This is a genomic window from Streptomyces formicae (assembly GCF_002556545.1).
GTDB lineage: Bacteria > Actinomycetota > Actinomycetes > Streptomycetales > Streptomycetaceae > Streptomyces > Streptomyces formicae_A.
The window spans coordinates 7741488-7759787 of the sequence record NZ_CP022685.1 but is presented as its reverse complement, the minus strand read 5'-3'; the positions used below and the strand labels follow the sequence as shown (position 1 = coordinate 7759787).

Sequence of the window (18300 nt, the reverse complement as noted above, 5' to 3'; positions counted from 1 at the left end):
GGACTTGGTCAATCATTGCAGAAGTCAGTGGTGGATGGATAGAAGTGCCGCGTCGGCCGTCCGCCGGTCGAGCACGTCCAGGAGCGGCGCGGTCATCACCGTCGCGGCGAGCGCGACGAGCACGAGCACGGTGAACAGGGAAGGCGAGAGCACGCCGAGTTCGCGGCCGATGGTGAGGATGACCAGTTCGGTCAGGCCGCGGCAGTTCATCAGCGTGCCCACCCGCAGGGCGTCCGCGCGCCCCACGCCCATCAGCGCGGCCGCGGCGGCACAGCCCACGATCTTGCCCGCCACCGCGACGAACAGGGTCGCCCCCGCCCACAGCCAGAGCCCGGCGTCGTCGGCGAGCAGTCCGAGGTCGGTCTTGAGGCCGACGTACGCGAAGAACGGCGGGAGCAGCACCGACGTGGTGAACTCCTGCATCCGGTCCTGCACGGCGTCCAGGGCGGGCACGCCCGCCGGGCAGACCGCCCCGAACAGGAAGGCACCGAAGATCAGATGCACCCCGATCCGCTCGGTCGCCACGGCCGAGAGCAGCACGCCGACCAGCACGAGCGCGAGCAGCCCGCCGTCGGGCAGCCACCGCTCGGGACGCCCGAGCGCCTTGCGCAGCAAGGGTCGTACGAGGAGCAGCATGCCCGCGAGGAACAGCGCGGTCAGCGCGAGCGTGCGCACCACGCCCAGCGGCGACGAGCTGCGCAGCAGGGTCACCACGAGGGCGAGGAGCAGCCAGCAGACCAGGTCGGCGACGGCAGCGCCGAGCACCGCGAGTGATCCGGCGCGCGATTGCAGCAGGCCGCGCTCCATCAGGAGGCGGGCGAGCACGGGGAAAGCGGTCACGCTCATGGCGACGCCGATGAAGAGGGCGAAGGGCACGAACTCCACGCCGTGCGGGGCGAGCGTCCGGTACATCGCGCAGCCGAGCCCGATGCCGAGCGCGCACGGCAGCGCGACCCCCACGAAGCCGACGGCCATGCCGGTGCGCCCCTGCCCCTCGTGGCGGGCCGCGCCGAACTCCAGGCCCACCAGGAACATGAAGAGGGCGAGGCCGATCTGGGAGACCGCCTCGATGTGCGGAAGCAGCGGCCCGGGGAACAGCGTGTGGTAGAGGCCGGGGGTGAGCATGCCGAGGACCGAGGGGCCGAGCACGATCCCCGCCACCATCTCGCCGATCACTCTGGGCTGGCCGAGGAAGCGGCTGAAGAGGGCGCCCGCGGCCCGTGCGGCGGCGATGATCACCGCGAGGGCGAGCAGCAGGCGCCAGCCGGTCATCCCGTCGCCGGAGCCTGCCGACGCGCCCTCGCGCGCGGCGCCCGCGCCGGACGCGGGCGCGGAGCCCACCCCCTGCCACAGCAGCAGTGCCGCGGCGGCCAGGGGCAGGACCGCGAGCACGCAGGCCAGGGCGAGCCCGCGCCCGCCCGCGCCCTCCGTCCGCATCCGGCATCCCTTGTGGTCCGCCATGGCGGGACTACTCGACGGGGACTACGCCGCGGCCCCGCTCCCACTGGTAGAACTGCGTCGCCGACGCGGCGTGGATGGAGCCCCAACTGCCTTGGTAGGGCTGGATGTACTCGTCGAGCGCCTTGCTGATCTGCTGGAAGAGCGGGTTCTTGCGGTGGCTCTCGATGCTCGGTCCCGCCGCGACCTCGGACTCGACCTGGTGGATGTACACGTCGTGGAAGGTGAAGAGCTTGCGGGTGCGGACACCGATCTGCTCGGGCAGTCCGCTGGCGTCCGACTCGGCGAAGAGGCGGGCGATCTCGGCCTCGCTCCCGGGCAGGTGCCGCGCGACGATCAACGTGGTGTGCATGGACGAACTCCCTTTCGCCTTGCGGAATCTCGCGTTATGGAACTCGGGCGATCGCGTACTCGCAGGTGTTGTGCTGCACGACGGTGCCGTCGGCGCGCACGGAGCCCCTGAAGTGCCGGTCGAAGACGGCGCGGACGGTACGCTCGCCCGCCACCGAACTCGCGTGCCGCAGCAGCCCGGTGGCGCCGAGGGCCGACCAGGCCGTCGTCAGGTCCGGGTAGCCGAAGGGGCAGGAGAGCTCCTTGGTGAAGACGATCGGCAGCCCGGCCCCGCGCACCGCGCGCCGCACCTCCGTGGGCGTGTTGGCCGCGTCGGTCCCGGATCCCGCCGGGGGTTCGGGCAGCAGCGCGAGCACGTCGAAGAGCATCGCGGTGGTCTCGCACTTGACCGGTTCGCCCCAGCCGCCGAGGACCACCGCTCCGCCGGACCGCACGACCCGGCCGAAGCCGCGCACCGCGGCGACCGGATCGCGCGCGTAGCGCAGCGCGTTGAACGAGAGCAGGACGTCGAACTCCCCGTCTTCGTAGGGAAGTTCCTGAAGGTCACCGACGCGCAGGTCGGACCCTTCGGGCAGTCGCTCGCGGGCGATGCCGAGCAGTCCGGGCGAGGCGTCGAGCCCCGCCGTCGTGGCACCGCGCGCCGCGGCGAGCCGCAGCAGCAGCCCCGATCCGCAGCCCACGTCGAGCACCTTGCTGCCGGGGCCGACTCCTGCCTGCCCCAACGCGTCCTCGAAGGACGACTGGAACTGGGCCTCCTGGAACTCGGCCCAGTCCTGGGTGCCTTGGTCCCATAACCGGCCCTCCGCCTCCACCTCGCCCACACCGGCTCCCATCGGTTGCTGTGCTAATTGATTGAGTAATTGCTTGAGTTACTCTACTAAATACCCGGATCCACGCAAGGGCCCGGGCCCACCCACGCAAGGGCCCGGGCCCGTCCACACAGGGGCCCGGGCCCGCGCCCCGTCGCCGCGCCGAGTTCGCGTCATGTTCACGCGCGGCTCATTGACGCGCCTCGGCCACCTCCTTAGCTTCATGGCGCATCTGTCATCACGCGGGAGGGGTCTGTCGTGCGCCGAAGAATCTGGGGAACGGCCACCGTGCTCGCCCTGCTCACCGGCATCGCCCCGGTGGCCTCCGCCGGGGCCACCACCGGACACGGACCCCGGCCGCTCCCCCTGGAGCGGCTCTTCGACAACCGGGCGGTCAGCGACGACGCCCGCCCAGCCGACGCCGACTTCGACGGTTCCGGCGGCTCCCTCTCCGCCCGGGACCTGACGGCCGCGGGCTGGACTCCCGGCCGCACCCTGGCCGTTGACGGCAGCCGACTCAGCTGGCCCCGCACCGCTCCCGGCGACGACGACAACGTGCGCGCCGACGGCCAGTCGGTGCGGGTGCGCGGCCGGGGCGACGCCCTCGCCTTCCTGGTCGCGGGCACCGGCGGCGGGGCGACGGGCACCGGGACGGTGCGCTACCGGGACGGCTCACGCGGCACCTACCGGCTCACCGCACCCGACTGGCGCACGGGCCCGCCCGCCACCAAGGCCGTCGCCCTGCCGCACATCAACACGCCCGGCGGCCAACTCGCCCAGCAGGCGAGGCTGTACGTCGTGACAGTGCCCCTCGTCCGGGGGCGCGAGGTCGCGTCGGTGGACCTGCCGCGCGACCCCGGCGCCGCGGATCTGCACGTGTTCGCCCTCTCGGTGCGCGCCCGGACCAAGGGCTGGACGGGCACCTGGTCGGCGTCGACCGCCGGATACACCACGGTGGGCCCCTGGACCGACCGCACCGTACGCCTCGTCGTCCACACCAGCACCGGCGGCCCCCGGGTGCGGATCAGGCTCGACAACACCTTCGCGGCCGCCCCGGTGCGGATCGGCGGCGCGACCGTGGCCGTGCAGGGCGCGGGGGCGGAGGCCGCGTCCGAGCCCCGGCGGCTCACCTTCCGCGGCTCGGCGGGCACCGAGATCCCGGCGGGCGCCCAGGCGTTCAGCGATCCGCTCGCCTTCGACGTGCCCGCCGACGCGAACCTCCTGGTCAGCTTCCACCTGCCGGGACCCGTGACCACGGCACCCGTGCACAGCCAGGCCATCCAGCGCTCGTACGTGAGCACGCCGGGCGACCACGCCGCGGAGAGCTCCGCCACGGCGTACACCTCGACGATCACGAACTGGCCGCTGCTCACCGGTGTCGACGTGAGCGGCGGTCCCGGATCCGTGGTGCTGCTCGGCGACTCCATCACCGACGGCGTGAAATCGACGCAGGACGCCAACCACCGCTGGCCCAACGTCCTCGCGACGCGCCTCCTGAACCAGTCGGAGGTGCCGCGCTACGGCGTCCTGAACCAGGGCATCTCGGCGAACCGCGTCGTCGCGGACCGCTACTCCGGCGACGGCGTCTCCACCGACACGGGCGGCGTGAGCGCGCTGCACCGCCTGGACCGCGACGTCCTCGCGCAGACGTCGGCGCGCACCGTCGTGGTCTTCGAGGGGGTCAACGACGTGCGCTGGGGCGCGTCGGCGGACCAGGTGATCGCGGGCCTGCGGGAGATCGCGGACCGCGCCCACGCGCGCGGGCTCCGCGCCGTCGCCGCGACGATCGCGCCCTGCGAGGGCGAGTCGCTCTGCACGGTCGCGGCCGACGCCGAGCGCCGGGCCGTCAACGCGTACCTCCGCGACAACAGCGACTATGACGCGGTGCTCGACTTCGACGCGGTGCTCCGCGATCCCGCGCGTCCGGCGCGGATCCTTCCCGCCTACGACAGCGGGGACCATCTGCATCCGGGCGACGCGGGGCTCGCCGCGCTCGCTAAGTCGGTCGATCTGCGCCTCTTGGCGCGGTGATCACCGGCTTCGCCGCGTTCGTCCTCAAACGCCGGACGGGCTGAACAGCGCCCCTCCTACACCTCCAGGTCGACCACGACAGGGGCGTGGTCCGAGGCGCCCTTGCCCTTGCGCTCCTCGCGGTCCACGTACGAGTCGGTGACGGCCTTCGCGAAGGGCTCGTTCCCGTAGACCAGGTCGATGCGCATGCCCTTGTTCTTGGGGAAGCCGAGCTCCCGGTAGTCCCAGAAGGTGAACGGGTGCGCGTACTTGAGGGGGCGCGGCACGACGTCGGTCAGGCCCGTCTCGCGCAGGGCCGCGAGGGCGGCGCGCTCGGCCGGGGTGACGTGCGTGGCGCCCTCGAAGAGCGCCGGGTCCCAGACGTCGTCGTCGGTGGGTGCCACGTTGAAGTCGCCGAGGACGGCGAACGGGCGCGGGCCCGCCGCGTCCTTCGCGATCGCCGCCTTCAGTGCCTCGAACCACTGGAGCTTGTACGCGTAGTGCGCGTGCTCCACCTCGCGGCCGTTCGGCACGTACACCGACCAGACGCGGACCGGGCCGCAGGTCGCGGAGATGGCGCGGGGCTCCTCCGCGCCGTCGTAGTCGGGACCGCCGGGCAGTCCCTTGACGACGTCGTCAAGCCCCACCTTGGAGACGAGCGCGACGCCGTTCCACCGCCCGGTCGCGTTCACCGCCGACTCGTAGCCGAGCTCGCGGAGCTCGTCGGCGGGGAACGCCTCGGCCGTCGTCTTGGTCTCCTGGATGCACAGCACGTCCGTGCCGGTGTTCTCCAGCCAGGCCAGGAGCCTCGGCAGCCGAGCGGTGATCGAGTTCACGTTCCAGGTCGCAATGCGCATGCCTCACAACCTACCGGGCGGCACTGACAGTCACAGGTCGGCCGACTCCCCGGGTGTCAGCCGCAGGTGCTCGGCGCCGCCCAGGGCGCCGATCTGGTTGTCGTAGATCGGCCGGGCCAGATCGGTGAGCAGCGCGTCGTGGATGTCGTACGCGCGCCGGGGCTTGACCTCGCGTACGTACTCGATGACCTCGGAGATCTTGTTCCAGGGGGCCATCACGGGGAGCATCAGCGTCTCGACCGGCTGGTCGGGGACGGTCAGCGCGTCACCAGGGTGGAACACCGAACCGTCCACCAGATAGCCGACGTTGGTGATCCGCGGGATGTCCGGGTGGATCACGGCGTGCAGCTCGCCGTGCACCTGGACGTCGAACCCGGCCGCCGTGAACGTGTCGCCGTCGCCCACGGTGTGCACCCGCCCGGGAAAGGCGGCCGAGAGCTGGTCGGCGACGGACTTGAGGGTCCAGATCTCGGCGGCCGGGTTGGCCGCCATGCCCGCCCTCAGCCGCTCCTCGTTGAAGTGGTCGGGGTGCTCGTGGGTGACGAGGATCGCGTCGGCGCCCAGGGCCGCGTCGTCCTCGCTGAAGACGCCCGGGTCGATGACGAGCGTGCGTCCGTCCTTTTCGAGACGCACGCACGCGTGGGACTTCTTCGTGAACGTGATGCGCTTGGTGGAGGTCGTCATGCCTCCATCCTGCTACTCCTGGGGCGTGGTTTCCTCGCGGATCACGCCCTGGGCGACCTTGAAGGCGGCGTTCGCCGCCGGGACGCCGCAGTAGACGGCGGCCTGAAGCAGCACTTCCTTGATCTCGGCGGGGGTCAGCCCGTTGCGCAGCGCGGCCTTGGTGTGGAACGCCAGCTCGTCCAGGTGCCCACCGGCGACGAGCGCGGTCAGCGTGACGCAGCTGCGGGAGCGGCGGTCGAGCCCCGGCCGGTTCCAGACCTCGCCCCACGCGTAGCGCGTGATCAGCTCCTGGAAGTCGCCCGAGAAGTCGTCGGCGGCGGCGAGCGCCTGGTCGACGTGGGCGTCGCCGAGCACCTCGCGACGGACCTTGATCCCCGCCTCGTACGGATCGGGTCTCGCCGCCCCCTCCACGGCCTCGGGCTGCTCCATGGGCGCGATCTCCGCCATGGGCGGCACGAGCGGCGGGGCGAGCACGGGCTTGACCGGCGGCGCGGTGATCGCGGCCTGGGTGTCCTGCTGCCAGGCCGTCGAGAAGTGCCGCACGAGCAGGTCGGTCACGGCGGCGGGCTGCTCCACGGGCGCGAGGTGCGAGGCCCCCGGCACCACGGCGAGCCGCGCGTCGGGGATCCCCGCGACGAGCGTGCGCGCCTCCCCCTGCCCCGTGACCTGGTCCTCGGACCCCACGAGCACCAGCGTGGGCACCCCGACCCTGCCCAGCTCGGCCCGCACGTCAAAGGCGGCGAGCGCCTCACAGGCGGCGATGTAGCACCCCGGATCGGTGGTGCGCACCATCTGTACGGCCCAGTCGGTGATCGCGGGCTGCGCGGCCGCGAACCCGGGCGTGAACCAGCGGTCGGGCGCGGAGCGCGCGATCGGGTCGAGCCCGTTGCTGCGCACGATGACACCGCGCTGACGGAACTCGTCGGCGGTGCCGAACCTCGGCGAGGCGGCGATCAGCGCCAGCGAAGCGACGCGCTGCGGATGCCGCAGCGCCAGCTCGACACCGATGGCCCCGCCGAAGGCACAGCCCGCGTACCCGAAGCGCTGCACCCCGAGCTCGTCGAGCGTCGCGAGCAGCCGCCCGGCGAGCTCGCCCACGGACCCGCAGGGATGGGCGGGCGCCCCGCCGTGCCCGGGCATGTCGAAGCGGAAGACCCGCCAGTGCCGGGTCAGCTCGGGTATCTGCCGATCCCACATGTGCCAGGTGGTACCCAGTGAGGCACCCAAGATCAGGACAGGGGCGTCTTCCGGCCCGTCAAAGCGGTATTGCAGGGTGTTCATCGGTGTCTCACTCACCCGCCCGACCCTCTCATCAGTCACGAGATGTCACATCGCCGGGGTGAACCCAGCGGGCCGTGTCCCGCTCGCGACGGCAGGTCCGACACCGCCGGAACCCCTCGATGAGCCCAGGTACGTACTCTCCAGCGTGCACTCGTGACCGTATCCACAGTGAGCCTCCGGGCACATGCCCTCCCCCAGTTCCTACGAGGATCTTCATCCTTGGTCACGCCTTCACGTGGTTCCGGTCGCAGCGGCTTGAACACCACGCAGTGAACAAGATCCGGCTTCCGAGCAATGCTCAATACCTGTGGATCAGCCCTGACGGAAGGAGGCGTACCTTCCCGATGGATCGACCGATAGGTCATCGAGCAAGGCCGACGTTGCCGCGTCGGTCGGGAAGGCGCGCCCATGCTTACGGTGGTCAACGAGGACAGCACCACGCCAAGCGGCGGTTCGCTGCTTGATGAGATTGTCCGGGAAGGCGCACGGCCGGAGCGGTCGAGGTGAAGGCGCTGCGGGTGAACGACAAGCGCGTCGACCAGGCCACCGGCGAGCACAAGCGGTTCTCCCCCGCGATCCTGCCGCCGTGGTGCCGCAAGTCCCCGAAGATCAGCGAGGTGCTGCCCCTGCTCTACCTGCACGGCCTGTCCTCCGGCGACTTCGTGCCCGCACTCGAGCAGTTCCTCGGCTCCTCCGCCGGTCTCTCCCCGGCGACGCCCCCCGCTGACCCAGCAGTGGCAGGCCGACCACACCGCCTTCATGGACCGCGACCTCGCCGAGGTCGACTACGTGTACGTGTGGGCCGACGGCATCCACCTCAACATCCGCCTGGAGGAGGCCAAAGCCTTCGTCCTGGTGCTCATCGGGGTGCGCGCCGACGGCTCCGCCGTCAAGAAGATCACCGACGACGAGGCTGAGCTACTGGCCTTCTATGGCTTCCCCGCCGAACACTGGATCCATCTGCGGACGACCAACCTGATCGAGTCCACGTTCGCCACCGTCCGGCTGCGGACCAAGGTCACCCGTGGCGCCGGCTCCCGCACTGCAGCCCCGACGATGGTCTTCAAGCTTGTTGAGTCCGCCCAGGCCCAGTGGCGGGCCGTGAACGCGGCCACCTCGTCGAACGTCCCGAAGCCCGCGTGGCATGAGCGAGCGCAACCGATCCGCAGATCGCCACCCATGGATCCGGGTCACGGGCGCGGGAAGCGGGCGCGTGGGGCGTCGATGCAGGTGTCCCGGGACGTGGGTCCGCCGAACCGAAGACGGTCGTAGGCCGTGAACGCCGGTTCCAGCGTGTCGAGTTCGTCGACCAGCGCGTGCAGCCGCTCAGACCACCGCGCTGAACCGAAATCCGGCTCCTTCGCTGCGGCGCTGATCGCGGTCGTCAGGTGATCTTTGCGCTGAATGGCGGCTGGGGTCACCGAGTGCAGGCACACGTACTGTCCGCTGAGGTACGCATTCCATTCCGCCTTCCCGGTGATCGGGTCGGCCCAGTGAGCGGTGAACCACGCTTCGAGCAGCTCTACGCCACCGGCTTCGTCGGCGAGAGCGAACAGGTCGGCCGGCACCATCTCGGCACCGTCGGAGCGCAGATATCCCGGAAGCGGCAGATGCTGCCCCAGCATCAGCCGGCGTACCGCATCGGCATCGCGGCCATGAATTGCGCACAGTTCCTCCAGGGCAACGAACTGCGCGCTGACGTATGCGTCATCGGTATCGGTCATCGGATGGTCACCGTTGACTTCGCGGAATCGCTCGACGAGCTGCTGCTCCAGATCTGTCTCCGACATCAGGTCGCCTCCGGCGTTTACCAGCGTGGGCATCTCCCGCACAGGACTCGGCACGCTACCGGCCGGGCGGTTCGGCACTCACCGAACCATCGATGGAACCACGACAGCACGAAGGCACCTCGCCCTCGCTCCGCCCCACCGATCCACAAGGAGGCTAGGCGTCACACTTCACGGCGTAGGAGAAGCGGCGCCCGGTTTCCAGGGGCCGCGGCTGTCCTTCCGAGCCTCGGCGGAGAACTCTGCGTCCGCGACGAGCGGGGAGGTCGGAGTCTCAAGGTCATCAGGCCAGCGGGCGGACCATGGTGGCGTAGATCGGGACGTCGGGGAACGGCTGCTGGCCGCCGATGTCGCGATACCCCAGGATTCGTACCGCGTCTTGCCCTTGGGGAGATCGGGGTCGACGAGGAGGGTGACGCGCTCTTCCGTCCGGGACCGGAGGAGTTCCTCGTGGATGCGCTGGGCGAGGCCAGTGCCCCGCCAGCGGCTGCGGACCTTCAGTTCAAAAGTTCGAACCGCGGTGCCAGACCGGCTTCGCTCCGGAATTTCCAGACCAGGAGAAAGGCTCGATGTGATCAGCAGCAAGAGCAAGATGCGTTTAACGGCTGGTGCGGGTGCGCTGCTCCTTGCCGCCGGCGGGATTGTCGCGGGACGGAACAGGGCTCATAGGTTGGGCCACCCAGTGCGGGCGCAATGAGATCGTGGGCACCCCGCTGCAGGGAAAGGTGTCGTCTGTGAAGACGCACGGCAACGCCGTCACCTTCTACAACTACAACAACCCGTGGTTCAGCGTCGCCGAAGTGGGCCCCTGGACGCAGACCAACCTCTCCCCGAAAGAGAACGACTCTCCCGACTGGATGTACGTCGATTGCTGAGGCAGTTCGTCCCCGCGTGCACCCACACTGAGCGCTGATCCATCCAGAGCGGCGCACGGAAACTGTCCGTCCGGGCAGTCACTGTGCGCCGTTTACCCGTCGAGCGCGTTCCTAAGACAATGCCCCTTGAAAGCCGATGCCCGCAGGCGCGGCAATCCGCCGTCGCCAAGGCTTCCGGGCCGGGGAGACGAATCCGCGACCCGTTGACGCTTCACCACCGGATCGCGCTCACGACATCCTCTGTGCCTGCACGGGCAAAGTAGACCTCCGCCCGAGCCGAAATCTCCATATCTTCCATCGCATTTGGCATGCGTCAGCGGCAGTTCGACGCCGGTACGGCTGACAGCAGGTCGACCACGGCGTCACCGCGCTCGGTGCGTCGTATCCGCACGTGTCGGCCGTGCTGCTGACGGTCGATGAGTCCGGCGTCCGCGAGTTGTCGGCAGTGATGGGTGGCGTTGGCCGCGCTGCAGCCGAGCAGGCGGGCCACTTCGCCCATGGTCAACGACTGCGCGGCCGCCCGCAGGATTGCCGCCCGCAGCGGGCCGGCCACCAGCGACAGCGCGTCGGCCTTGGGGGCAGGGGCACTCGCGGACGCTTCCCACATCCGGCCGATCGCGGGCAGCGGGTATCCGATCCACACCAGGTCCGGGCGATCCAGCGCGAACATCGACGCACCGGGCCCCGACACGATGGGGACCAGGACCAGCCGCCGTCCGTTCAGCCGAAAGGTGTCGGCCTGCGGATCGGGCAGGTGCAGGCTGCCGTCTTGCAGGCGAAAGCGCGGGCTCAGGTCCTGGAACACCAGATCGGCGCAGCCTTGGAGGACCGCAGCACCCACCCGTTCAGCTTCCCGTTGGATGTGCGGCTTCGCTTGTTTCCAGACCGGTTCGAACTCCCGCCAGACGCACTGGGACAGCTGGGCATAGGCATGCAGCCAATGCCGCGGTCGGTCCACCACCGGTCGCCACCGCTCGGGCACGGTCGTGCCGAACTCCGCACCCAGTTCCGCCAGGAGCGTGTCCGGAGGCAGGTCGGCGATCTGTGCGCACAAGGTGGCCACATCGCCGCCCGGCATGCATGCCGTCGGGGTGACGCAATCGGGGATGACCGAGGAGCCGGGAGCGAACAGCGGCCCGAGGATCGCCTCCGGGGACTTCGAGATGGCCGAGCGGACCAGGCGACGCCACCGCGGCGGCACTCCTTGGCTGCGCTGTCCGAAGGCATCGGCCAGCAGCGACAGCAGCGTAGCGCCCTGGTGTGCGGCGAGTGAGATCGGTAGCCGGTCAAGTGGGTCGAGACGCAACTCAGTGAAACCTTGCATGGATCCGCCCCGTCAGGTTCCGTGGTTCCGGCTGTCAGCGTACAGAGCGGCGGGAGCAGCGGGTCGGGGCGTACGAAGAGGGAGCGGAGCCGAAGGAGTTGGACCGGGACAGGACCGTCGCGGCCAGTGCGTCCCGCCCCACGGACTAGGCGGATGAATGACTTACTCGTACGCCCGGGCGCGGCCGATCTGTCGGTGCTCCTCAACAGGAATGGGATCTACGCCGTCCCGCACCCGGGCGGTGCAGAGAAGGCCATCGAGGTGGTCGACCTCGTGGTGGACGAGCCGGGCCAGGCCGCGTTCGTAGGCACGCGAGTTGCTGGAGCTGACCAACGAGCCGGTCGCCCAGATCCGGTTTGGCATCGCGGCACGCGCCGGCCATCAGGAGGTCCTGTCGAGGGGTCAGCCGGCGAGGATGCGCCCCACTCCTTCCCGATAGCTGGTGACCGGGAAGTCGGGAAAGCGGGCCGCGAACGTCGAGCTGTCGAAGATGTTGTCGTCGCGGTAGCGGACGAGCAGCTCGTACATCTCGTCGAGCGGCTTGACGAAGCGGCGCCCGAGGCGGAAGGCGAGCATCGGCAGCACCGTGTAGCCGATCTTGCGGCCCGTGACCTCGCCGGCGATCTCGATGAGCTGGGCGTAGGACTTGCGGTCCGGGTCGACGGGCAGGTGCCAAGTCTGGCCGTAGGCGTCCGGGGTGTTGCCGAGCAGAGCGAGGGCGCGGCTCGCGTCGGGGGTCCAGATCAGGGAGCGCTTGGCGTGGGCGTCGACGGGAACGAACGGCCGCTTGCCCGTCTTGATCCGTTCGAACACCAACGAGTTCGTGTAGCTCTTCGTCCGGCCGGGACCGTAAAACTCGGGCGCTCGGCCGATCAGTGCCTCGACCCGTCCGGCCCGCATGGCCTCCAGCAGCGTGGTGGCGATCTGTCCGCGGACCCGTCCCTTGCGTCCGCCCGGCGCGAATGCCGTCGACTCGGTCTGGGGCGTCGATGTTCCGGGATACATGTAGGTGTTGTCGAAGAAGACGAGCTTCGTGCCGTGTTCGGCGCAGGCGTCGATGACGTTGCGCATCATGAGGGGGAACTTTCGCTCCCACAGCTCCGAGTCCAGGGGCAGGCCGACGGTGAGGTAGGCGATGTCGCTGCCCGCGACGGCACGGCTGGTGGCGTCGGCGTCGGTGAGATCTGCGGCGACGAGCTCATCGGTGTCGTTCACCCTCGACGGCTTGCGGCTGACGAGGCGAATGTCCTTGGTGTGGTGGCGGTGGAGCTCGTTCACGAGCTCGTCGGCGATGGGTCCGCCGGCGCCGAGAACGGTCTGCATGGGGCTGCTCTCCTTGAGGTGGGCGGTGCGGGTGGTGCGGGTGGTGTCGACAACTCAACTGCGAGCAGCGTCGTGCCGCCACGTGACGAGGCGGCCGACCACCGTGGCCGGGGTGCGGACCCAGCCGATGTGGTTGTGGGTCGGGCCTTCGGGCGCTTGGTCGCTGGTGTGGTGCCGGTGTGTCACCGAGGTGAACGAGAAGAGGCGATGAGCGAGGTCGTCGACGGCCCGCCGGCGAGAACGTGTCGTCGCCCAGGCTGATGACGAGGGCCGGTGAGCACTCTGCGGGTCTCGGCCCCTCCGGATGTACCGTATGTTTACGGTGCTCACACAGCATAGGAGGGCGAAGTAAGCAATGTCAACATCAGAGAAGAGCAGCTACCACCACGGCGACCTGCGGGCGGCGCTGCTGTCGACCGCGATGGAGATGCTGGAGGGTGGCGAGCCCTTCTCGCTGCGCGCCGTCGCACGCCGGGCCGGAGTGTCGCCGACCGCGCCGTATCGCCACTTCAAGGACCGCGACGCCCTGGAGTCCGCGCTGGCCGTCGAGGGTTTCCGGGACCTGCTGGGCAACTTGGGCGACGGGCGCGACCTGCCCGCCTCACTCCCGGACCTGGCCGAGTTCGCCGTCGCCTACGTCGCCTTCGCGCTGCGGCGCCCGGCCCTGTTCCGCGTGATGTTCGGCAAGCCCTGCGATGACGCCGAGGACGAGCGGGTCAAGGCCGCCGACGCCCTGCACCAGCTGCTGGCCGACGCGCTCGATCGCGTCTTCCCCGACGCGGACGCCTCGGCCCTGGCGTCGGCCGGCTGGGGGCTCGCCCACGGACTGGCCTGCCTGTACCTCGACGGCAAGCTGCAGGCCGCGTCGGGCGAGGAGGTCGCCGACCGGGTGCGCAGCGCCTTCCTCGCCATCACGTCGGTCGGCTCCTGACGCGTGCCGTCCGCCCGCCGTGCACCTCACCTCATCCATTGTTGACGGTGCTCACATCCCATGCGATTCTCGATGTGAGCACCGCCTACATCGGAGGAGAGTCATGGCCGCGACCGGCAAGCTGATCGACCGGACCGTGGAGGTCGATCTCGCAGGGCGTCTCGTCACCGTCCCTGAAGGCGGCCTCTACGACCGGTTCCGCATGGACACCGACCTCGACGAGGTCGAGCGGGACCCGCGGGTCAGCAGCGTCGACTTCTTCCGCCGGATGCCGAAGAGCCGCGTGGACTCCCGCATCGGCCCCACGCTGACGCCGAACTTCTACTACCGCATCTCCACGGCCCGGCTCACGATGCTCGCGCCGACCAAGGCGATCCGGGCCCGCCTGCCCCGGGAGCTGGACCCGCTCGAGATCGCCCCGGGGCTCGGCATCGTCTCCGTGATGGCCTTTCGGTACGACGTGTGCGACATCGACTTCTATACCGAGGCCGCGGTCGGCATCGCCGTGAAACCGGCGCGGCACGGTGGTCTGGGCCTGCTCGACCTGGCCACCGGGCTCAAGAACGACTCCCTGCACTCCTACGTCCTCTCCCTCCCGGTCAACACCGAGATCGCGCAGGTGCGCGGCCACGACGGCTACGGGTTCCCCAAGTGGGTCACCGGGCTCGACGTCGGCATCGACACCGAGCGCACCTCCGCCAGGGTCACCAACGACCAAGGTGGCCTTGACCTCGCCCTGTCGGCGCCCACCCCGAAGCAGACCGCCCGGCCCACCGGCGAACACGTCTCGACCCTGACCTCCTACACCACGATCGACGGTGCCTGGCACTCCACGACCAGCCAGATCAACATGCTCGCCTCGGGAACCACACGGCTGCCCCGCGCCCTGGACCTGCGGCTCGGTGAGGGCCGGATGAGCGACGACCTGCGCTCGCTGAAGCCGATCCGGACGATCCAGCTCGACGTCACCACCGAGGGCCAGCTGGCGCTGCACATGCCCGTACCCACCTCCATCCAGGGCCGGAGCTGAGGACAGGATGACCACCACCAACACCGGCCCCGTCGAGGCCGCCCTCCCCACATCGCTGACGCCAACCCGGGTCGGCCACCTGGCCACCCTGGTGGCCGCCGGTGCTCGTGCCCAGCGGGTCACCACGACCTCGCCGTACACCGGCAAACCCCTCGCGGACCTGCCGGTCTCCACCCCCGGCGACGTCGAGGACGCCTTCACCCGGGCACGCGCCGCCCAGGCCGGCTGGGCAGCCACCCCGGTGGCCGACCGCAAGCGCATCATGCTGCGTTTCCACGACCTCCTCCTGCAGCGGCAGGAGGAGGCACTCGACCTGATGCAGGCCGAGAGCGGCAAGACCCGTCGCGACGCGTTCCTCGAGGTCAGCGACATCGCGATCACCGCACGCTACTACGCGCGCAGCGCACGGCGGCTGCTCTCACCCAAGCGCCGCAAGGGCGCGATCCCGGTGCTGACCCACACCACCGAGCTGCACCACCCCAAGGGCGTCGTCACCGTCATCTCGCCCTGGAACTACCCGCTCAGCATGGCCGCCGGCGACGCCCTCCCGGCCCTGATGGCCGGCAACGCCGTCGTACAGAAGCCCGACACCCAGACCGCCCTGACCGCGCTGTGGGCGCTGGCCCTGATGCGCGAGGCCGGCCTGCCGCCCGACGTGTGGCAGATGGTGGTCGGCCGTGGCAGCTCCATCGGAGACGCGCTCATGGCCGGCGGGGACTACATGATGTTCACCGGCTCCACCGCCAGCGGGCGCCAGATCGCACGCGACGCGGGTGAGCGGCTGATCGGCGCGTCCCTGGAGCTCGGCGGCAAGAACGCCATGGTCGTCCTCGCCGACGCCGACATCGAGAAGGCCGCCGCCGGCGCGGTCGCCGCCTGTTTCCCCTCGGCCGGGCAGCTGTGTGTGTCCATCGAGCGGCTCTACGTCGCCGATGAGCTCCACGACGCGTTCGTCACCGCGTTCGTCGAACGCGTCCGGGCCATGCGCCTGGGCGCGGCCTACGACTACTCGGTGGACATGGGCTCGCTGACCACCCCCTCGCAGCTCGAGACCGTCAGCTCGCACGTCGGTGACGCGGTGTCGAAAAGCGCGACCGTACTGACCGGGGGCAAGGCCCGGCCCGACCTCGGGCCGCTGTTCTACGAGCCGACGATCCTGGCCGATGTGACCCCGGAGATGACGTTGTTCGACCACGAGACCTTCGGCCCAGTCGTGTCGATCTACCGCTGTCGGACGGTCGACGAGGCGGTGGCGATGGCCAACGCCACGCCGTACGGCCTCAACGCGAGCGTCTGGGGCCGCAACGGCGCCGAGGCCCGCAAGGTCGCGGGACGGCTGCACGCCGGCACCGTCAACGTCAACGAGGCGTTCGCCGCCGCCTGGGGCAGCGTCGACGCCCCCATGGGCGGCATGGGCGACTCCGGCCTCGGTCGCCGCCACGGCGCCGACGGGCTGCTCAAGTACACCGAAGCCCAGACCGTCGCCCACCAGCGCCTCCAGGGCTTCACCCCGCCCCGCAGGATCGGGCACGAGCAGTGGGCGCGGATCCTGACCCGAACGTTCAAGACGCTGCGCGCCCTGAGCGTCCGCTGACCGACCACCGGCTCAGACGGCCCGTCACCTCGCCATCCCGGTCCGCATGAAGGAAGATCAGCCATGACCAAGCGCGTCCTCCACGTCGTCACCAACGTCGGCCACTACGACGACCCGTCCCACACCACCGGCCTGTGGCTCTCCGAGCTCACGCACGCCTGGCACGTCTTCGAGGAGCACGGCTACGAGCAGACGCTCGTCAGCCCGGCCGGCGGCGCGGTGCCGCTCGAACCGCGCGCGCTGAAGTTCCCCAACTACGACAAGACCGCCAAGGCGTGGCGTGCCGACCCCCGGAAGATGGCGCTGCTCGAGAACACGGCGAGCCCGGACCAGATCGCCCCCTCCGGGTACGACGCGATCTTCTTCACCGGCGGTCACGCGGTGATGTACGACTTCCCCGACAGCGAGGGCCTGCAGCGCATCACCCGCGAGATCTACGAGCGCGGCGGCATCGTTTCCTCGGTCTGCCATGGCTACTGCGGCCTGCTCAACACCCGGCTCTCCGACGGCTCTTACCTCATCGCCGGCCGCAAGATGACGGGCTTCGCCTGGACCGAGGAGGTCCTCGCCCGCGTCGACAAACTGGTCCCCTACAACGCCGAGGAGAAGGCCAAGGAGCGCGGCGCGCGCTACGAGAAGGCGACACTGCCGTTCGTCTCCTACGTCGTGACCGACGGCAACCTCGTCACCGGCCAGAACCCGGGCTCGGCCAAGGCCACAGCGAAGAAGGTCGTCGAGGCCATCGAGAGCATCGAGGGCAACGCGTCGAAGGAGCGAGGCTGAGCCGAGACGCAGTCCTCCCGTGACAGATGGCCATCGGATCAACATCCCGGAAGATCGCGCTCCACGTCAGCGGGAATGACCTCGCCTGACCGCTTCGGCAATCACCTCTTAGGCCACCCACAGCCATACTTGGGTTTGTCAGACGGACCAGTACCAGTGCATGTAGTCGGCGTCGCCGCTGTGGTGCCGCGGCAGCCGTCCAGCGCCAGCTTGGTGTCATCTCCCAGGGCGCGGCCCGTCTGAAGGGAGATGCATACCCCTTGGTCAAACGCCAGGATGATCTTCTTCACACCGTAGCCACGGCTCCGCAACCGCCTGACTCTACGTCATACCCCGGTCCCGGCGAGCCGCTGCGCCAGGTGACGGGCAGACCCCGTGAGTTGGCAACGCATTGCGCTTACACGAGGTGCCGCCCTGGGTCACCGGGCAGCGCTCCGGCTCAGCAGCCGCATGAGCAGGTACTTCGGGGGTGGGGCGGCAGAGGGCCCGGCAGGGCTTGCACAGTCCGTCGTCGAGGGCGCCGCAGGCATCCTTCGGCGGTGCCTCGTGGGCCCGGGTGACGGAACGCGCAGCCGGGCGGGTGCCGTGCTCGGGGTACAGGCCCCGCTCCAGGCGCATCGTGCGGCGGCGTGCCAGGGACTTCCCGTGCACCGCTTCGGCGCACACCTCGCAGGGTGTGCCGATGGTCCACAGGGTGCCGCTCTCGCAGTCCTGAAGGCCGCAGCCCCAGCGGGGCAGGGCCGCGCCGAGGATCCACCGGCCCAGGTCGCGGATTTCGTCCATCATCGTGCCCGCGAGCCGGACGGTCAACCGTTCCACAGGCGTGCCTTCGCGCAGCTGGCGGCCCGCCTCCCGGCCGATCTGCCGCACTACGAAGTCGTCGCCGACTCGGGCGAGCAGCCAGTGGACCGGCTCCAGGACCGTGTGGACCTGGGCGCTCAGGGACAGCCGGGGGCCGTCGTACGAGCGGGGTGCACGTCCCGCGTCACGGCCGTGGCTTTCAGGGAGTTGCTCAGCGCGGGAGGGAAACTCCCCGCTGGTATCCGAGCCGAGCTCGCGCGAGTCCGCCCCGGCACTCGGGAGCAGTGAAGTGCTGTCATCTGCGCAGGTGCCGTCGCGCCCCAGCCAGGGCACAGTGAGTGTGCACAAGGTAAGGGCAGCCGTCATCTGTAGTCGGCGATGGATGACGGCTGCCCGGCCGCG

The 18300-nt window shown here is 70.1% G+C and carries 17 protein-coding genes and 1 pseudogene; 7 read left to right on the top strand and 11 right to left on the bottom strand.

Annotated elements, in window-relative coordinates; all coding sequences use genetic code 11:
• Positions 1 to 24: 24 nt before the first annotated feature.
• Genes KY5_RS33780 through KY5_RS33770 form a run of 3 tightly spaced genes read right to left on the bottom strand, consistent with a single transcriptional unit; the run spans position 25 to position 2642 of the window.
• Positions 25 to 1461: a cation:proton antiporter gene (locus KY5_RS33780; protein ID WP_234362993.1), complete on the bottom strand. Its 1437-nt coding sequence runs from the start codon at positions 1459 to 1461 to the stop codon at positions 25 to 27.
• A gap of 7 nt (positions 1462 to 1468) precedes the next feature.
• Entirely contained in the window at positions 1469 to 1810 is a 342-nt protein-coding gene (locus KY5_RS33775; protein WP_055544278.1) for a TcmI family type II polyketide cyclase, read from the bottom strand.
• A gap of 34 nt (positions 1811 to 1844) precedes the next feature.
• Positions 1845 to 2642, bottom strand: a complete 798-nt coding sequence (locus KY5_RS33770; protein WP_098245750.1) for a class I SAM-dependent methyltransferase — start codon at positions 2640 to 2642, stop codon at positions 1845 to 1847.
• A gap of 234 nt (positions 2643 to 2876) precedes the next feature.
• Here KY5_RS33770 and KY5_RS33765 point away from each other — a divergent pair, with 234 nt between their 5' ends.
• Entirely contained in the window at positions 2877 to 4649 is a 1773-nt protein-coding gene (locus tag KY5_RS33765) for an SGNH/GDSL hydrolase family protein (RefSeq protein WP_098245749.1), read from the top strand.
• A gap of 56 nt (positions 4650 to 4705) precedes the next feature.
• Here KY5_RS33765 and KY5_RS33760 read toward each other — a convergent pair whose 3' ends face one another.
• Genes KY5_RS33760 through pcaC form a run of 3 tightly spaced genes read right to left on the bottom strand, consistent with a single transcriptional unit; the run spans position 4706 to position 7465 of the window.
• Entirely contained in the window at positions 4706 to 5485 is a 780-nt protein-coding gene (locus KY5_RS33760; RefSeq protein WP_098245748.1) for an exodeoxyribonuclease III, read from the bottom strand.
• Positions 5486 to 5515: 30 nt separating this feature from the next.
• On the bottom strand, positions 5516 to 6169 hold the full coding sequence (locus KY5_RS33755) for an MBL fold metallo-hydrolase (RefSeq protein ID WP_199843360.1): 654 nt from the start codon (positions 6167 to 6169) through the stop codon (positions 5516 to 5518).
• Positions 6170 to 6181: 12 nt separating this feature from the next.
• Complete coding sequence (pcaC, locus tag KY5_RS33750) at positions 6182 to 7465, bottom strand: 4-carboxymuconolactone decarboxylase (protein WP_098245747.1); 1284 nt, start codon at positions 7463 to 7465, stop codon at positions 6182 to 6184.
• Between the two features lie 473 nt (positions 7466 to 7938).
• Between pcaC and KY5_RS33745 the strand changes: the two are divergent.
• A pseudogene (locus KY5_RS33745) lies at positions 7939 to 8560 on the top strand (transposase); the annotation flags it as partial.
• 80 nt (positions 8561 to 8640) lie between these two features.
• Here the strand turns inward: KY5_RS33745 and KY5_RS33740 are convergent.
• Positions 8641 to 9240, bottom strand: a complete 600-nt coding sequence (locus KY5_RS33740) for a DUF6058 family natural product biosynthesis protein (RefSeq protein WP_098245746.1) — start codon at positions 9238 to 9240, stop codon at positions 8641 to 8643.
• 731 nt (positions 9241 to 9971) lie between these two features.
• Here KY5_RS33740 and KY5_RS41960 point away from each other — a divergent pair.
• A complete protein-coding gene (locus KY5_RS41960; RefSeq protein ID WP_159072662.1) occupies positions 9972 to 10112 on the top strand; it encodes a hypothetical protein in 141 nt (46 codons plus the stop codon).
• A gap of 313 nt (positions 10113 to 10425) precedes the next feature.
• Here the strand turns inward: KY5_RS41960 and KY5_RS33735 are convergent, their stop codons facing one another.
• From KY5_RS33735 to KY5_RS33725, 3 genes are all read right to left on the bottom strand, one after another.
• Positions 10426 to 11436 carry a helix-turn-helix domain-containing protein gene (locus tag KY5_RS33735; protein ID WP_098245745.1) on the bottom strand — a complete coding sequence of 337 codons (1011 nt, stop codon included), beginning with the start codon at positions 11434 to 11436 and terminating at the stop codon, positions 10426 to 10428.
• A 162-nt stretch (positions 11437 to 11598) separates the two neighbouring features.
• Positions 11599 to 11799 (bottom strand): hypothetical protein, encoded by a 201-nt coding sequence (locus tag KY5_RS33730; RefSeq protein WP_234362992.1) that lies wholly within the window; start codon positions 11797 to 11799, stop codon positions 11599 to 11601.
• A gap of 39 nt (positions 11800 to 11838) precedes the next feature.
• Positions 11839 to 12759 (bottom strand): NAD-dependent epimerase/dehydratase family protein, encoded by a 921-nt coding sequence (locus KY5_RS33725; RefSeq protein WP_098245744.1) that lies wholly within the window; start codon positions 12757 to 12759, stop codon positions 11839 to 11841.
• Between the two features lie 355 nt (positions 12760 to 13114).
• Between KY5_RS33725 and KY5_RS33720 the strand changes: the two genes are divergently transcribed.
• The 4 genes from KY5_RS33720 to KY5_RS33705 all read left to right on the top strand — a co-directional run bounded on the left by KY5_RS33720 (position 13115) and on the right by KY5_RS33705 (position 17097).
• Positions 13115 to 13690 carry a TetR/AcrR family transcriptional regulator gene (locus KY5_RS33720; RefSeq protein WP_098245743.1) on the top strand — a complete coding sequence of 192 codons (576 nt, stop codon included), beginning with the start codon at positions 13115 to 13117 and terminating at the stop codon, positions 13688 to 13690.
• A gap of 103 nt (positions 13691 to 13793) precedes the next feature.
• Positions 13794 to 14720: an acetoacetate decarboxylase family protein gene (locus KY5_RS33715; RefSeq protein WP_098245742.1), complete on the top strand. Its 927-nt coding sequence runs from the start codon at positions 13794 to 13796 to the stop codon at positions 14718 to 14720.
• 7 nt (positions 14721 to 14727) lie between these two features.
• Complete coding sequence (locus KY5_RS33710; RefSeq protein ID WP_098245741.1) at positions 14728 to 16314, top strand: succinic semialdehyde dehydrogenase; 1587 nt, start codon at positions 14728 to 14730, stop codon at positions 16312 to 16314.
• Between the two features lie 63 nt (positions 16315 to 16377).
• Complete coding sequence (locus KY5_RS33705; RefSeq protein ID WP_098245740.1) at positions 16378 to 17097, top strand: type 1 glutamine amidotransferase domain-containing protein; 720 nt, start codon at positions 16378 to 16380, stop codon at positions 17095 to 17097.
• Positions 17098 to 17418: 321 nt separating this feature from the next.
• Here KY5_RS33705 and KY5_RS33700 read toward each other — a convergent pair whose 3' ends face one another.
• Positions 17419 to 18231, bottom strand: coding sequence for a hypothetical protein (locus tag KY5_RS33700; RefSeq protein WP_159072661.1), 813 nt, complete (start codon positions 18229 to 18231; stop codon positions 17419 to 17421).
• Positions 18232 to 18300: the final 69 nt, after the last annotated feature.

Coding starts and splice junctions, on each gene's coding strand:
- KY5_RS33725 (WP_098245744.1), bottom strand. CDS start 12,759: ATGCAGACCGTTCTCGGCGCCGGCGGACCCATCGCCGACGAGCTCGTG.
- KY5_RS33780 (WP_234362993.1), bottom strand. CDS start 1,461: ATGGCGGACCACAAGGGATGCCGGATGCGGACGGAGGGCGCGGGCGGG.
- KY5_RS33740 (WP_098245746.1), bottom strand. CDS start 9,240: ATGTCGGAGACAGATCTGGAGCAGCAGCTCGTCGAGCGATTCCGCGAA.
- KY5_RS33755 (WP_199843360.1), bottom strand. CDS start 6,169: ATGACGACCTCCACCAAGCGCATCACGTTCACGAAGAAGTCCCACGCG.
- KY5_RS33710 (WP_098245741.1), top strand. CDS start 14,728: ATGACCACCACCAACACCGGCCCCGTCGAGGCCGCCCTCCCCACATCG.
- KY5_RS33735 (WP_098245745.1), bottom strand. CDS start 11,436: ATGCAAGGTTTCACTGAGTTGCGTCTCGACCCACTTGACCGGCTACCG.
- KY5_RS33760 (WP_098245748.1), bottom strand. CDS start 5,485: ATGCGCATTGCGACCTGGAACGTGAACTCGATCACCGCTCGGCTGCCG.
- KY5_RS33775 (WP_055544278.1), bottom strand. CDS start 1,810: ATGCACACCACGTTGATCGTCGCGCGGCACCTGCCCGGGAGCGAGGCC.
- KY5_RS33720 (WP_098245743.1), top strand. CDS start 13,115: ATGTCAACATCAGAGAAGAGCAGCTACCACCACGGCGACCTGCGGGCG.
- KY5_RS33770 (WP_098245750.1), bottom strand. CDS start 2,642: ATGGGAGCCGGTGTGGGCGAGGTGGAGGCGGAGGGCCGGTTATGGGAC.
- KY5_RS33715 (WP_098245742.1), top strand. CDS start 13,794: ATGGCCGCGACCGGCAAGCTGATCGACCGGACCGTGGAGGTCGATCTC.
- KY5_RS33730 (WP_234362992.1), bottom strand. CDS start 11,799: ATGCCAAACCGGATCTGGGCGACCGGCTCGTTGGTCAGCTCCAGCAAC.
- KY5_RS33705 (WP_098245740.1), top strand. CDS start 16,378: ATGACCAAGCGCGTCCTCCACGTCGTCACCAACGTCGGCCACTACGAC.